This is a genomic window from Frigoribacterium sp. MEB024 (assembly GCF_000878135.1).
Lineage (GTDB): Bacteria > Actinomycetota > Actinomycetes > Actinomycetales > Microbacteriaceae > Frigoribacterium.
In genome coordinates this window covers 175524-190537 of the sequence record NZ_JXQZ01000032.1, presented here as the reverse complement: position 1 = coordinate 190537, position 15014 = coordinate 175524, and the positions used below count along the sequence as shown (strand labels likewise).

The 15014-nt window shown below is 68.8% G+C and carries 15 protein-coding genes; 11 read left to right on the top strand and 4 right to left on the bottom strand.

Annotation, left to right across the window (positions count from 1 at the left end; all coding sequences use genetic code 11):
* Position 1: 1 nt before the first annotated feature.
* The 5 genes from SZ60_RS07830 (at position 2) to SZ60_RS07810 (ending at position 3407) form a co-directional block, all read left to right on the top strand.
* On the top strand, positions 2-466 hold the full coding sequence (locus SZ60_RS07830; protein ID WP_043594949.1) for an NUDIX hydrolase: 465 nt from the start codon (positions 2-4) through the stop codon (positions 464-466).
* A 145-nt stretch (positions 467-611) separates the two neighbouring features.
* Complete coding sequence (locus SZ60_RS07825; protein WP_043594948.1) at positions 612-1112, top strand: hypothetical protein; 501 nt, start codon at positions 612-614, stop codon at positions 1110-1112.
* Between the two features lie 12 nt (positions 1113-1124).
* The gene (gene folE / locus SZ60_RS07820; protein WP_043594947.1) at positions 1125-1712 is read left to right on the top strand and encodes a GTP cyclohydrolase I FolE; all 588 of its coding nucleotides are present in this window, start codon (positions 1125-1127) and stop codon (positions 1710-1712) included.
* Entirely contained in the window at positions 1705-2646 is a 942-nt protein-coding gene (gene folP / locus SZ60_RS07815; RefSeq protein ID WP_043594946.1) for a dihydropteroate synthase, read from the top strand. The genes folE and folP overlap by 8 nt, the downstream gene beginning before the upstream one ends.
* Complete coding sequence (locus SZ60_RS07810) at positions 2643-3407, top strand: pyrimidine reductase family protein (RefSeq protein ID WP_197073523.1); 765 nt, start codon at positions 2643-2645, stop codon at positions 3405-3407. Before folP ends, SZ60_RS07810 begins: the two co-directional genes overlap by 4 nt.
* 50 nt (positions 3408-3457) lie before the next feature.
* On the opposite strand, the gene dhaM is transcribed toward SZ60_RS07810, so the two are convergent.
* The 3 genes from dhaM to dhaK all read right to left on the bottom strand — a co-directional run bounded on the left by dhaM (position 3458) and on the right by dhaK (position 5897).
* The gene (gene dhaM, locus SZ60_RS07805; protein WP_043594945.1) at positions 3458-4144 is read right to left on the bottom strand and encodes a dihydroxyacetone kinase phosphoryl donor subunit DhaM; all 687 of its coding nucleotides are present in this window, start codon (positions 4142-4144) and stop codon (positions 3458-3460) included.
* Positions 4145-4146: 2 nt separating this feature from the next.
* Positions 4147-4797, bottom strand: coding sequence for a dihydroxyacetone kinase subunit DhaL (gene dhaL, locus SZ60_RS07800; protein WP_043594944.1), 651 nt, complete (start codon positions 4795-4797; stop codon positions 4147-4149).
* A gap of 98 nt (positions 4798-4895) precedes the next feature.
* Positions 4896-5897, bottom strand: a complete 1002-nt coding sequence (gene dhaK / locus SZ60_RS07795) for a dihydroxyacetone kinase subunit DhaK (protein WP_043594943.1) — start codon at positions 5895-5897, stop codon at positions 4896-4898.
* 198 nt (positions 5898-6095) lie between these two features.
* Between dhaK and SZ60_RS07790 the strand changes: the two genes are divergently transcribed.
* Positions 6096-6833, top strand: coding sequence for an MIP/aquaporin family protein (locus tag SZ60_RS07790; RefSeq protein ID WP_082059959.1), 738 nt, complete (start codon positions 6096-6098; stop codon positions 6831-6833).
* Positions 6834-6991: 158 nt separating this feature from the next.
* On the top strand, positions 6992-8512 hold the full coding sequence (glpK, locus tag SZ60_RS07785) for a glycerol kinase GlpK (RefSeq protein WP_043594942.1): 1521 nt from the start codon (positions 6992-6994) through the stop codon (positions 8510-8512).
* Between the two features lie 78 nt (positions 8513-8590).
* Here glpK and trpD read toward each other — a convergent pair whose 3' ends face one another.
* Positions 8591-9646 carry an anthranilate phosphoribosyltransferase gene (gene trpD / locus SZ60_RS07780; RefSeq protein WP_043594941.1) on the bottom strand — a complete coding sequence of 352 codons (1056 nt, stop codon included), beginning with the start codon at positions 9644-9646 and terminating at the stop codon, positions 8591-8593.
* A gap of 106 nt (positions 9647-9752) precedes the next feature.
* Here trpD and SZ60_RS07775 point away from each other — a divergent pair, with 106 nt between their 5' ends.
* Genes SZ60_RS07775 through SZ60_RS07760 form a run of 4 tightly spaced genes read left to right on the top strand, consistent with a single transcriptional unit; the run spans position 9753 to position 13997 of the window.
* Positions 9753-10397 (top strand): heme-copper oxidase subunit III, encoded by a 645-nt coding sequence (locus SZ60_RS07775; RefSeq protein WP_082059958.1) that lies wholly within the window; start codon positions 9753-9755, stop codon positions 10395-10397.
* A 21-nt stretch (positions 10398-10418) separates the two neighbouring features.
* A complete protein-coding gene (locus SZ60_RS07770; protein WP_043594940.1) occupies positions 10419-11234 on the top strand; it encodes a c-type cytochrome in 816 nt (271 codons plus the stop codon).
* 37 nt (positions 11235-11271) lie between these two features.
* Positions 11272-12339: a ubiquinol-cytochrome c reductase iron-sulfur subunit gene (locus tag SZ60_RS07765; protein WP_043594939.1), complete on the top strand. Its 1068-nt coding sequence runs from the start codon at positions 11272-11274 to the stop codon at positions 12337-12339.
* Between the two features lie 47 nt (positions 12340-12386).
* Complete coding sequence (locus tag SZ60_RS07760; protein WP_043595069.1) at positions 12387-13997, top strand: cytochrome bc complex cytochrome b subunit; 1611 nt, start codon at positions 12387-12389, stop codon at positions 13995-13997.
* Positions 13998-15014: the final 1017 nt, after the last annotated feature.

Here is a 15014-nt window from a genome sequence, read left to right as displayed (position 1 = left end):
CGTGACCGAGCGCATCGTCCGACCGACCTCGCGCCTCCTCGTCCTCGACGGGGACGACCGCGTGCTCCTCATGAAGACGGTGGCGCCCGACACCAGTCGGACAGCGCGTTGGATCACCCCGGGTGGCGGTGTCGACCCGGGCGAGACGCACGTCCAGGCGGCCGTCCGCGAACTGCACGAAGAGACCGGCCAGGTGGTCACCGCGGTCGGCGACGTCGTGCGCGTGGACGACTTCGAGGTGTCCTGGGACGACGCCGACCACACGCACGGTCACGCGGAGTTCTTCGTCGTCCGCCTGCCGCACTTCGAGGTCGTCGACGACGACTGGACGGACGACGAGCGCACCGACATCCTCGAGTCGCGCTGGTTCAGCCTCGACGACCTGACGACGATCGTCGAACCGGTCGAGCCCGCCGACCTCGTCGACTTGCTGCGCACGGTGCTGGACAGCTCGTCCGAGGCCTGAGGAGCAGGACGCTCACGCCGCCCGCGAACCCCTTCCGGCTTTGTCATGTGACTGATAATGCACATTATGTCAAGTAAGTGGGAATCGGGCGTGGGAAGCGCTCCCCGCTGACGCATGCCGCGCCTCCACGGAGTTGCCTGGTCGCATGACGACCGACGCGACCCACACACCGCCCGACGCCGCGCACCGTCGACCTGACGGGCTCGACGACGACACCGTCGCCGCGCTCGGCGAGCTCTCGGCCGCGCTCGAGATCGTCGAGCAGGCACGAGGATTCCTCTACGGCTTCCACCGACTGACCGGCAAGGCCGACCTGGCCCTCGGCGACGCCGTCGAGTCGCTCCGACGCGCCGGACACGTCGAGGTCGCCGACCTGCTCGATCGAGACCTCGTCGGTCGCAACGTCGTCGAGGGCCGATGGACCTACCAGATCGTGGAGGACTACGACGACGGCTACTACGCCGCGTTCCGCGACCATGAGCAGAACATACGTGATTCTCTCGCGGGCGGCAAGAGGCATCTCTTCGAGGCCGAGATGAAGGAGGCGCGGCGCAGCCACGGACGGCGGCACCACGAGGCGCTCCCCCGCGAATCGACGACGCCGGGGGCGGACGGGAACGACGCCGCGGTCGACCCCGTCGCCTGAGAAGATGGCCTGATGACTCCCCCGCCCGTCGACCGGCCCCGCATCGAGGCCGCCGTGCTCGAACTGCTCGCCGCGATCGGTGAGGACGTCGACCGCCCGGGCCTCGAGTCCACCCCTCGACGCGTCGCCGACGCCTACGTCGAGTTCTTCTCGGGACTCACGATCGACGCGGCCGACCTCGTCCGCCAGGCCACGGTCTCGGCCGAGGCCCATCAACTCGGCGAGGTCGTGATCGTCCGCGACATCTCGTTCCGGTCGGTGTGCGAGCACCATCTGCTGCCCTTCGTCGGTGTCGCACACGTGGCCTACGTGCCGGGTGAGACGATCGTCGGGTTGGGCGCGCTTCCCCGGGTGGTCGACGCCGTGGCCTCGCGTCCCCAGCTCCAGGAGCGCCTCGGCGAGGAGATCGCCGAGGCCCTGCAGGCGGGCGCTCGCCCCGACGGCGTCCTCGTGGTGCTCGACGCCTCGCACGGCTGCGTCACGACCCGCGGCCCCCGCCAGACCGGCAGCACGACGGTGACGCTCGCCAGTCGGGGCGTGCTGTCCCAGGCGTCGGCGCGGGCCGAGGCGGTCGCCCTGATCGGCGCGCCCCGTGCGTGAGGCCGCGGGGCAGCCCCACGACGCCGACTCCCCCGCACCCGCCCTGCCCCCGCTGCTCGTCCCTCGGCGACGCATCGGGTCGCGGACCTTCGACTTCTCCCGCCAGGTCGCGGTCATGGCGATCGTCAACCGCACGCCCGACTCCTTCTTCGACCAGGGCGCGACCTTCGCCCTCGACCGCGCCGTGCAGGCCGCGGTGGACGCGGCGGCGGCGGGCGCCGACTGGGTCGACATCGGGGGCGTCCCCTTCGCCCCTGGGCCCGAGCTGTCCGCCTCCGACGAACTCGATCGGGTCCTGCCCGTGGTCGAAGCGCTCTCGGTCCGGTCGGACGTCGTCATCTCCGTCGACACCTTCCGCCCCGAGGTCGCCGAACGCGTCATCGCCGCCGGGGCGCACGTCGTCAACGACACCACGGGGCTCCACGACCCGCGGTTGGCCGACGTCGTCGCCGACAGCGGTGCCACGCTGGTCGTCACGCACAGCCTGGCCGCACCCCGACGGCCGCATCCCCGGCCGCACTACGACGACGTCGTCGCCGAGGTCGTCGAGTTCCTCGCGCGGCGGGTCGACGTGGCCCGCGCCCACGGCGTGCCCGACGACCGACTCGTCGTCGATCCGGGGCACGACCTGAACAAGACGACCCGGCACTCGCTCGAGCTCACCCGGCGCCTGTCCGAGGTGGCCGGCCTGGGCCACCCGACGCTCGCCGCGGTGTCCAACAAGGACTTCGTCGGCGAGTCCCTCGGTCGCGACAAACCCGACCGGCTGGCCGGTTCGCTCGCAGCGGCGGCCGTGAGCGTGCTGCAGGGCGCGCGCATCGTCCGGATGCACGACGTCCGGGCCAGCGTCGACGCCGTCCGCATGGTCGAGGCGATCCTCGGCTGGCGCGACCCCGTGGTGGAACGCCACAACGTCGCCGAGGACGTGTCGTGACCGCCGTGGGCATCTCGCAGCTACATCCCGCACCCCCGGTCCGCGGTGGCGCACTGACGATCGACGACCTCCTCGATCTCCACCGGCCGCGAGACCGGGCGACGCCTCGCGTGCGGGCCAACTTCGTCGCGAGCGTCGACGGCTCGGCGACGGCCGCCGGACGGACCCGCGACCTGGGCGGCCCCGCCGACCTGCTCGTCTTCGACCTGTTGCGTCAGCTCTGCGACGTCGTCGTGGTCGGTGCGGGCACGGTCCGCGACGAGGGCTACGGCCCGATGCGGCTCGGCGACGAGGCCGTCGCCTGGCGGCGCAGGGTCGGCCTGCCCGATCATCCCGTCTTCGCCATCGTCTCCGGCCGGCTCGGGCTCGATCCGACGAGCAGCGTGTTCGCGGGCGCTCCCGTCCGGCCGCTGGTGCTCACCCACGACGCGGCACCTCGCGCTGCTCGGGCCCGACTCGACCGGGTCGCCGACGTCGTGTCGTGCGGTCGCGACCGGGTCGACCCGCGCCTCCTCGTCCGGGCCCTGGTCGAACGGGGGCTGCCGCAGATCCACACCGAGGGCGGGCCGGCGTTGCTCGGCGACCTGGTCGCCGCCGACGTCGTCGACGAACTGTGCCTCACCGTGTCGCCGAACCTCGAGGGTGGAGCCGGCCCGCGCATCGTCGCGGCCCGTGAGGCCATGGCGCTGCGTGGCCTCGCCCTCGACCACGTGCTGCTCTCGGGCGACATGCTGCTGACGAAGTGGTCGCGGACACGCTGACGTCGGGAGCCGGCGACCCCGAGGTCAGGAGGCGCGGTGCAGGCGGGCGATCAGCTCGCCTTCTCGCCGAAGCCGCCCTCGATGAGCGCGATGAGGTCGTCGACGGCGGCTGCCGCGTCCGGGCCGGTCGCCATCACGGCCACCGTCGATCCGACTCCCACGTTCAACCCCATGATGCGCAGCAGGCTCTTGGCGTCGACGCCGTTGACCGTGACGTCTGCCTGGAACCGCGACGCGTGCGTGACGAGGTCGGCGGCCGGGCGGGCGTGCAGCCCTGAGGCGTTGACGAGCACGGCGGATCGTTCGACGGCGTCGCCGCCCCGGAGGTCGCGCTCGTCGGCGTGGGCGTCGGCGACGCCGGTGGCCGTCCGAGCCGCAGCGGCGACGGCCTCGAGGTCTCCCCCGGTCTCGGCGGAGACAGCCGCGGCCACCGTGCCCTCGACCAACGGGGCGTCCGCGATGACCACGCGCTGCTTGTCGGCGTCGTCGAGGAAGTCGACGGCCGTCTCGCTCGTGAGGATGGCGGAGCCGAGGTCGCAGAGCACCACGGCACCCCCGCCTCGTGACGCCTCGGCGAGGGCGGCGGAGATCTTGTCGAAGCTGGTGCCGATGGCGCCGTCGTCGGTTCCTCCCGCCGCCACGATCGTGGTCGTGGGGGCCATCTGGCGTGCCAGGTCGACCACGCCCTCGGCGATCTTGGCGCTGTGTGAGACGACGACGATTCCGATGGTGGGCATGCTCAGGACTCCTTGTTCGAGCCGTCGGCGGCGTCGGCCGCTGCGGCGATGATGAGGGACGAGGACTGCGCACCGGGATCGCGGTGACCCACGGCACGCTCGCCGAGATAGCTGGCTCGACCCTTGCGGGCGACGAGGGGTTCGGTCGATGCGGCGCCGGTCGCCGCGGCGTCTGCTGCGGCGCGGAGGACGGCCTCGGGCGACGCCCCGTCCGCAGCGGCGGCGGCCGCCGCGTCGACTGCCGGGGTCCACGCGTCGATCATGGTCTTGTCTCCGACCTCCGCCTTGCCTCTCAGCACGACGCCGTCGCGGGCCGCCGTGAGGAAGGCGACCAGCGCCTCCGCGTCCAGCTCGGTGGCGTCGCCCAGCGCGGCAGCCCCCTTCAGGTAGGCAGTGCCGAGCAGGGGGCCCGAGGCGCCGCCCACCGTCGAGATGAGGGTCGTGGCGACGAGCTTGAGCGCGGCCCCGGGCGTCGCGTCGGTGGGGAGGTCGGCGAGTTTGGCCCGGACGGCGGTGAAGCCCCGCGACAGGTTCTCGCCGTGGTCGCCGTCGCCGATCTGCCGGTCGAGCTCGCTGAGTGCCGTGTGCTCGGCGGCGACGACGTCGGCCGTCCGGTCGATCCAGGCCCGGGTCCAGGTGGCGTCGAGTGTCATGCGGTGGTCGTTCCTCTCGTGGTGCGGTGGTGCAGTGGTGCGGTGCTTCGTGCCCGCGGTCGGGGGCCGAGGTGGAGGGGCCGGGGCCGGGCAGACGACTATCGGCCGCGGCGCAACGCCACGGTCTCGACCGGGGCGTCCCAGAGCTCGGTCAGCTCGTCGTCCAGACGGGTCAGCGTGATCGACATGCCCTGCATCTCGAGCGACGTGACGTACGAGCCGACCAGGCTGCGGTACACCTCGACGCCTCGCGCCTCGAGAGCCTCGGCCGCCCGACGGTAGGCGATGTACAGCTCGACGAGGGGCGTGCCTCCCATGCCGTTCACGAAGAGCAGCACCCGCTCCCCGGAGGCGAGCCCCAGATCGTCGGTGACGGCGTCGAGCAGGCGATCGACGATGGCGTCGACGGGCTCGAGGGGAATGCGCTCACGGCCCGGTTCACCGTGGATGCCGATGCCGATCTCGACCTCGTCGTCGGCGAGCGTGAAGCTCGGCTCACCGGCATGTGGCACCGTTCCCGCGGTGAGCGCGACGCCCATCGACCGGGTCGCCGCGTTCGTGCGTCGGGCCACCTCGGCGACGGCGTCGAGCGAGTCGCCCCGCTCGGCGGCAGCCCCTGCGGTCTTCTCGACGACGACCGTGCCGGCGACGCCACGGCGGCCGGCGGTGTACAGCGAGTCCTTGACCGCGACGTCGTCGTCGACGAGCACGGTCCGGACCGTGATGCCCTCGGCCTCGGCGATGTCGGCCGCCGTCTCGAAGTTGAGCACGTCGCCCGTGTAGTTCTTGACGATGTAGAGGACGCCTGCTCCGGCGTCCACCGCCTGCGTGGCGGCGACGATCGGGTCGGGCGTGGGCGACGTGAAGACCGGTCCCGGCACCGCGGCCGACAGCATGCCGTAGCCGACGAACCCCGCGTGCAGGGGCTCGTGACCACTGCCGCCGCCACTGACGAGCGCGACCTTGCCCGGCACGGGGGTCGCCGAACGGCGGACGAACGTCGGATCGTGCGAGACGACCACCAGGTCGGCGTGCGCTGCGCCGAAGCCGGCCACGGCCTCGTCGACGACGTCGGACGGATCGTTGATGAGCTTCTTCATCGAAGTCCCTTTCTCGGCGCCGGAGACGGTGCTCGGGTGCACCAGGCTGCCGCTCAACCTACTCCCAGGACCCCCTCCTGCACATATGTGCAAACACCTGATCTTTCCTTCTCGTCGCATGTGATCACAGCACTAAGGTGTTGACACACGCTCACCGCGGGTGCACTGTCGCCCCGCCGTACGACAAGGAAGGTCGACGTGAACCTGGGATTGATTTTTCTTTCAGAAACGGTGGGCACCGCATTGCTGCTCACCCTCGGTGGCGGTGTCGTCGCCAACGTCGCCCTGACGAAGACGAAGGGCTTCAACGGCGGCACGCTCATGGTCAACTTCGGCTGGGGCCTCGCGGTCTTCGTCGGCATCCTGGCCTCGTACTCCTCCGGGGCACACCTCAACCCGGCCGTCAGCATCGCGCAGCTGATCCTCGGCAACATCACGTTCGCCGCGTTCCTCGTGTACGTCGCGGCGCAGATGGTCGGTGCCATCATCGGCGCGGTCGTCGTCTGGCTGGCCTACAAGCAGCACTTCGACGAGGAGCCCGACCCGGCCACGAAGCTGGGCGTGTTCTCGACCGGCCCCGCCATCCGCAACTACGGCTGGAACCTCGTCACCGAGATCATCGGCACCTTCGTCCTGGTCTTCACGATCATCGCCATCACCAACGGCGCCTCCCCGAACGCCGCCAACCTCGGCCCGCTCGGCGGCCTGGCCGTCGCGCTGCTCGTGGTCGGGATCGGTGCATCGCTCGGTGGCCCGACCGGCTACGCCATCAACCCCGCCCGAGACCTCGGACCCCGCATCGCCCACGCGTTCCTGCCCATCAAGGGCAAGGGCGGCAGCGACTGGTCCTACGCCTGGGTGCCGGTCGTCGGCCCTCTCGTCGGCGGTTCCCTCGCGGCGCTGCTGTCCTTCCCGCTCCTCCCCCTCGCCGCCTGACCCGGCGACACACTGATCGGTCGAGGCCGGCTCCCCCCGGGCCGGCCGACGCCGATCGATCCACCCGCTCCCAGCAGAGGCTCGGGCCCGTCCGCTCGAATGGACCGACCCGGGCCTCCGTGCGAGCCGCATCCATCAACGACGAAGGAGTTCCACCCGTGAGCGACACCGACTACGTCCTGGCCATCGACCAGGGAACGACCAGCACCCGCGCCATCATCTTCGACCACTCGGGCTCGATCGTGGCCACCGGCCAGAAAGAGCACGAGCAGATCTTCCCCCGCGCCGGTTGGGTCGAGCACGACCCCGCCGAGATCTGGGAGAACACCCGCGAGGTCATCGGCCAGGCCCTCTCCCGTGCCGACATCACGCGCCACAACATCAAGGCCGTCGGCATCACCAACCAGCGCGAGACCGCCGTGGTCTGGGACAAGACCACCGGCAAGGCCGTCTACAACGCCATCGTCTGGCAGGACACCCGCACGCAGCCCATCGTCGACCGCCTGGCCGCCGACGGTGGCGTCGAACGCTTCAAGCCGATCGTCGGCCTGCCGCTCGCGACCTACTTCTCGGGCACGAAGGTCGTCTGGATCCTCGAGAACGTCGAGGGCGCCCGCGAGAAGGCCGAGGCAGGCGACCTGCTGTTCGGCACGACCGACACCTGGGTCCTCTGGAACCTCACCGGCGGCACCGACGGCGGCGTCCACGTCACCGACGTCACGAACGCCTCGCGCACCCTCTTCATGGACCTCGAGACGCTCGAGTGGCGCGACGACATCCTCGAGGCGTTCGACGTGCCGAGGTCGATGCTCCCCGAGATCAAGAGCTCGTCCGAGGTCTACGGCACGGTCGAGGCCTCGAGCCTGCTGCGCGAGGTGCCCATCGCCGGCATCCTCGGAGACCAGCAGGCAGCCACGTTCGGCCAGGCCGCCTTCGACCAGGGCGAGTCGAAGAACACGTACGGCACCGGCAACTTCCTGATCTTCAACACGGGCGAAGAGATCGTCCACTCGAAGAACGGGCTGCTCACGACGCTGGGCTACAAGCTCGGCGACGCGGCACCGCACTACGCCCTCGAGGGGTCCATCGCGGTCACGGGCTCGTTGATCCAGTGGCTGCGCGACAACCTGGGCATGATCGGCTCGGCTCCTGAGGTCGAAGAGCTGGCCAAGACCGTCGAGGACAACGGCGGGGTCTACTTCGTGCCCGCGTTCTCGGGCCTGTTCGCGCCCTACTGGCGTTCGGACGCGCGAGGTGCTCTCGTGGGTCTCACCCGGTACGTCAACAAGGGCCACATCGCCCGTGCCGCCCTCGAGGCGACCGCGTTCCAGACCCGTGAGGTGCTCGACGCGGTCAACGCCGACTCGGGCGTCGACCTGACCGAGCTCAAGGTCGACGGCGGCATGACCGCCAACGACGCGCTCATGCAGTTCCAGGCCGACATCCTCGACGTCCCGGTCGTCCGTCCGGTGGTCGCCGAGACCACCGCGCTCGGAGCGGCCTACGCCGCCGGTCTCGCGGTCGGCTTCTGGGAGACCCTGGACGACCTCCGTGCCAACTGGCAGGAAGACAAGCGTTGGACCCCGAACATCGACGCCGACGAGCGTGACCGCACGCTGCGTCTCTGGAAGAAGGCCGTCACGAAGACCTTCGACTGGGTCGACGACGACGTCAACTGATCCCCCGCGCGAAGGGCCCGTCCGACAGGACGGGCCCTTCGTCGTCCGCCCCCTCGACGCGAGGAGGCGCGGTGCGTCTCAGGAGGCGCGGGTCGCCGCCACCCACTGGTCCAGTTTCGCAATGGCCGCCCCCGAGTCGACGGCCCGGGCCGCGACGTCCAGCTGCTCCCGGAAACGGGCGAGGAGCGGCCGTTCGCGCTGGCCCGGGTCGGCCGCCAGCCCGTACGACACCAGTCCGGCGGCGGCGTTGAGCAGCACGATGTCGCGGACCGGACCGCGCTCCCCCGCGAGCACCTCACGGGCGATGCCCGCATTGTGCGCCGCGTTCCCGCCGACGAGGTCGGAGATGCGCGCACGCGGGATGCCCAACTCGAGGGGATCGAGGTCGTGCTCGGTCACCGACCCACCGGTGACCTCCCAGATGTGGCTGTGACCGGTCGTGGTCAGCTCGTCCAGGCCGTCGTCACCGCGGAACACGAGTGCCGTCGCGCCCCGGGTCTGGAACACCCCGACGATGAGCGGCACCTTCTCGAGCGAGGCGACACCGACGGCGCTCGCCTCGGGTCGTGCGGGGTTCACGAGAGGCCCCAAGAAGTTGAAGACCGTCGGGACGCCGATCTCGCGGCGCACGGCGGCGGCATTGCCGAAGCCCGGATGGAAAGCAGCCGCGAAGGCGAAGGTCAACCCTGCTTCCTTGAGGACCTCCGCCACACGGTCGGCCCCGATCGTGAGGTCGATGCCGAGGGCCGACAACACGTCGGAGGAACCGGACGACGAGCTCGCCGCACGGTTGCCGTGCTTGATGACCGGAACTCCGGTCGCCGCGACCACGACAGAGGCCATGGTCGAGACGTTCACCGTACCGAACCGGTCACCACCCGTCCCGACGATGTCGACCGCCATGCTGTCGACCGGAAGGGGCACGGCGTGGGCGAGGACGGCGTCGCGGAAGCCGACGATCTCGTCCACGGTCTCACCCTTGGCGCGAAGGGCGACCAGGAAGGCTCCGAGCTGAGCGGGGGTGACGTCGCCCGTCATGACCTGCTCCATGGACCACGTGGCCTCGCTGATCGAGAGGTCGCGCCCGGTGAGGAGCGCGTCGATGATCGAGGGCCAGGTGAGCTCGGAAGTCATGGCCCCAGGCTACCGGCGGAGCATAAGGCACTCCGATGTCTCGGCGTCAAGGGAAATTCCCGACCCGGGGTTTCGAGCGCAAACCCAAGGCGACTTACCAGGCATAATGGACCTCGTGACAAGTACCTCTCTCTCGAGACCTTCTGGCGGCCCTGTCGTCAACCGACCCAGCACGGTTGCCGTGGGCACCATCGTGTGGCTCGGCAGCGAGGTCATGTTCTTCGCCGGCCTCTTCGCGATCTACTTCACGCTTCGCTCGACGTCTCCCGGCCTCTGGGCCGATCAGACGGCGCTGCACAACGTGCCGTTCGCGCTGACCAACACCATCACCCTGGTGCTGTCGTCGGTGGCCTGCCAGTTCGGTGTGTTCGCCGCCGAGCGCATGCAGCCGCACCGCACGGGCCGTCTGTTCCAGGTCAGCCGTTGGGGCATGGTCGAATGGTTCTTCCTCACCTACGCCATGGGCGCAGTGTTCGTCTGCGGCCAAGTGTTCGAGTACGCGACCCTGATCTCCGAGCACGTCACCCTCAGCTCGAGCGCGTACGGCTCGGCCTTCTACATGACGACCGGCTTCCACGGAGCCCACGTCATCGGTGGTCTGATCGCCTTCCTGCTCACCATCGGTCGCGCTTACGCGGTCAAGAACTTTGGGCACAAAGAGGCGACCACGGCCATCGTCGTGTCGTACTACTGGCACTTCGTCGACGTGGTCTGGATCGGCCTCTTCATCGTCATCTACCTCCTCAAATAGGCATTGGATCGTCTGCACAGCATGTTCACGAGAACCTCGTCCTCCCGACGCAACAAGAAGGCCGGCCGTCGCGGCCCCGTCGCCACCGCCTCTCTGCTGCTCGTCGGTCTGCTCACCACAGGCGGTGCCTACGCGCTCTTCTCCTCGACCGCCTCGGCGGACGAAAGCAGTGCGACCGCGACCTCGCAACAGAGCATCGACGAGGGTCAGAAGCTCTTCGCCTCGAACTGTGCCACCTGCCACGGACTGAGCGCGGCCGGTACCGACAGCGGGCCGAGCCTCATCGGCGTCGGCGCCGCCTCGGTCGACTTCCAGGTCGGAACGGGCCGCATGCCCATGGCTGTCAACGGCCCGCAGGCCGAGCAGAAGCCGACGCAGTTCTCGGACGAGCAGGTCGCCGCCATGGCCGCCTACGTCGCGTCGCTCGCCCCCGGCCCTGCGATCCCCGACGAGTCGTTGCTCCAGGCCGACGGCGACACGACCAACGGTGCCGAGCTGTTCCGCATCAACTGCGCCATGTGCCACAACGTGGCCGGCGCGGGCGGTGCTCTCACCCAGGGCAAGTTCGCCCCTGCACTGGACGGCGTGACCGCGCACCACATCTACGAGGCCATGCAGACGGGCCCGCAGAACATGCCGGTCTTCAACGACCTCAACCTGTCGCCTCAAGACAAGGCCGACATCATCACGTACCTCAAGTACGTCGAGAACAACCCGTCGCCGGGTGGATTCGAGCTCGGGAGCCTCGGCCCCGTCGCCGAAGGTCTCTTCATCTGGATCTTCGGGCTCGGTGCGATCGTCGCGATCACCATCTGGTTGACCGCCCGGTCGAACTGACCCGCGTTCTCTCCGTACTTCACGAAAGGCAGAATCAATGGCAGAGCACGACGACGAGGCCCCCACGGCGGGCTCGGCTGTCGAGAAGCGCGAGCCTCGACAGGTCTCGGCCGGCACGGCGGTCGTGACGTCCGACGTGTTCCAGAACCCGGGCGAGCCGCCTCACCGCGATCGCGTCACCGACATCGACCCCAAGGTCGAGAAACGTGCCGAGCGTCAGGTCAGCCTGTTCTTCTTCCTGTCGATCGTCGGAAGCATCGCCGCCATCGGCGCCTACGTCGCGTTCCCGATCACGTCGGGCGATTCGGGCTCGGTCCGACTGAACAACTTGTTCCTGGGGCTCGGCATCGCCCTCGGCCTGCTGTCGGTCGGAATCGGTGCGGTGCACTGGTCCAAGACGCTCATGCCGGCTCGAGAGATCACCGAGATGCGCCACGACACGCGCGGCTCCGAGCCGACGCGTGAGAAAGCCGTCGAGGTCTTCGCGCTGGGCAACCACGAGAGCGGCTTCGGTCGCCGTTCGCTCATTCGCAACAGCCTGATCGGTGCACTCGTCGCGACTCCCCTGCCTGCCGTCGTGCTGTTCCGCGACCTCGCCCCGGCCGAAGACCCCAATGCCGTCCTGCGCCACACACTGTGGGAAGAAGGCATGCACCTCGCCGCCGACCCCTCCGGCACGCGCATCAAGGCGTCGGACGTCACCCTCGGTTCCGTGTTCCACGTCATCCCCGAGAACCTCAACGAATCAGAACACCTGCTGGAAGAGAAAGCCAAGGCGGCCGTCCTTCTCATGCGCCTCAAGCCGGAAGACCTCAATCCGGCCGAAGGACGCGAAGACTGGCAGTACGACGGAATCGTCGCCTACTCCAAGATCTGCACGCACGTCGGGTGCCCCGTGGCCCTCTACGAACAGCAGACACACCACCTGCTCTGCCCCTGCCACCAGTCCACGTTCGACGTGACGAATAACTGCGAAGTCATCTTCGGGCCCGCCAAGCGCCCCCTGCCGCAGCTGCCCATCACGGTCGACGCCGACGGCTACCTCGTCGCGCAGAGCGACTTCCACGAACCTGTGGGCCCGAGCTTCTGGGAGCGCGAAAAGTGATCACCACCACACCGGCACACGGTGCCGAACCGGCCACGTCCGAGAACATCGGCAAGGCTCCTGCCTTCGCACCGACGAAGACCAACAAGTTCCTCGGTGCCACGGCGAACTACATCGACGAGCGCACGAGCATGTCCGGCCTGGTCAAAGAGGTGGGTCGCAAGATCTTCCCCGACCACTGGTCGTTCATGTTGGGCGAGGTCGCGCTCTACTCGTTCGTCGTCATCTTGCTCTCGGGCACGTTCCTGACGTTCTTCTTCCAGCCCTCGATGGCTGAGGTCAACTACAACGGTTCGTACGTTCCGCTCAAGGGCCTCAACATGTCGGCCGCCATGGCGTCGACGCTCGACATCTCGTTCGACATCCGTGGTGGCCTTCTGTTCCGCCAGATCCACCACTGGGCTGCACTGCTCTTCGTCGCGGCGATCATGCTGCACATGCTGCGCGTCTACTTCACCGGCGCCTTCCGCAAGCCTCGGGAGATCAACTGGGTCGTGGGCTTCACGCTGTGGATCCTCGCGATGGCCGAGGGCTTCACCGGGTACTCGCTTCCTGACGACCTCCTCTCCGGCAACGGCGCGCGCATCATCGACGGCATGATCAAGGGCATCCCCGTGATCGGCGTCTGGATCTCCTACCTCGTGTTCGGTGGCGAGTTCCCGGGTACCGACATGGTCGGCCGGTTCTACTCGCTGCACATCATGCTGTTGCCCGCGCTGCTGATCGCCCTCCTGGGCGTGCACCTGCTGTTGCTGATCATCAACAAGCACACGCAGTTCGCCGGCCCCGGCAAGACGAACCAGAACGTCGTCGGCGTGCCTGTCATGCCCGTGTTCGCGGCGAAGGCCGGTGGATTCTTCTTCATCGTCTTCGGCGTGATCGTCCTGATCGCTTCGCTGTTCACGATCAACCCCATCTGGAACTACGGGCCCTACGACCCCTCCCCCGTGTCGGCAGGTACCCAGCCCGACTGGTACATCGGCTTCGCCGACGGGGCCCTGCGCCTCGTGCCCCCGGGTTGGGAGTTCGTCGCCTTCGGCTACACGGTCTCGATGAACATCCTCGTGCCGATCACGGTGCTCGGTCTCTTCATCGTCGTCGTCCTGCTCTACCCGTTCTTCGAGGCCTGGGTGACCGGCGACAAGCGCGAGCACCACATCCTCGACCGCCCCCGCAACGCCCCGACACGTACCGCCATCGGTGCAGCCGGCATCGTGTTCTACGCCAGTCTCTGGGCGGCGGCGAGCTCCGACATCATGGCGACCCACTTCCACCTGTCGTTGAACTACGTGATCCATGCCTGCCAGGCAGCTCTGATTATCGGCCCGTTCATCGCCTTCTGGGTCACGAAGCGTGTCTGCCTCGCCCTGCAGAAGAAAGACCGCGAGATCGCATTGCACGGCTACGAGTCGGGACGCATCGTCCGTCTGCCCGGTGGTGAGTACATCGAGGTGCACGAGCAGCTCGACGAGTACGAGCGCTGGCGTCTCCTCGACTTCAACGAGTACGAGCCCCTCATGGTCCGACCGAACGCCAACGGCAAGATCACGGCTCTGCAGCGGGCCCGTGCATCGGCGTCGTCGTTCTTCTTCGAGGACCGCATCGCCCCGGTGAAGCGCTCCGAGATCGAGGCATCGCACCACGACGAAGGCCACTGACCTTCGGTAGTCCCCCTGGGCCCGGTTGCACGCTCCGTGCAGCCGGGCCTTCGGCATCTCCCGGGGAGCCGACATGCCCCCCTGACCGCACTCGAGGGGAGCTGCCAGCTGCGCCTCCGGCTCAGCTACTCCTGCTCCTGCATGCACTCCGAAGCGACAGCCCCTCGGTCAGCGGTGATCATTTCCCCCCTTTGTGACAAGCTCTACCGCTTCGGCAGATCGTGGCAGCGTCCACGACACCCGCTTCGAGCGCTGGGCTACCGCGACAGGCTAGGGCCTCGTCATGTCGCCACATCAAGATCCCCACCGGCAGGTCCTCGCCTGCTCTACGGCCTGCCGTCCTACTCCGTGCCCACCAGGAGGACCTGACCCGCTCGACGGCCTGCCGTCCTCCTCTGTGCCCACCAGAAGGTCCTCGCCCGCTCGACGGCCTGCCGCCCTCCCCTCTGTGGCCGCCCGACAAATGACTGGAGCCCTGGCATCCGCAGTCGAGGAGTGCGACAGGCCCCTCCCCCGCCGCGGTCCCCGTACCGGTTCTTGTCGTCGACACGAGGTGACTCGGCCCCGTGCCCGCCCGTCCTCCGGGTGCGCCTGCAGTCCCGGACCCGATCTCCTCGGCGCTCCTCCTCCTGCTCTCATCGGACAGCGGACTGCGGTCCTCGCCTCGCAGAGCATGGTTCGGTCGGTCCCCCATCACGGTGAGACGCTTCGTACTCGCGGCAGGTGAGATCTACTTCCCTGGGCGCACGTGGCGCAAATCGGCATAGCTGCTCGGCGGGCGTGACCCACTGCCGGTAGACGGTGCGCCAGGCGCTACCAGCGACTCTGCCGGCTCTGCCGCAATCGGCCACGCGCGGACCGTCACGGCTCTCGGGCCAAGCCCTCGTCGCGTCATGAACTTTCTTGGGCCGAATGGCCGCTCATACGCGTGGTCTCGACGAGCTCCCACATCCAGGACATGCCGGAAGACGTGGCCCCTGCTTCATCGAAGTGGTCACATCTCCGTGGTGCGGTCTG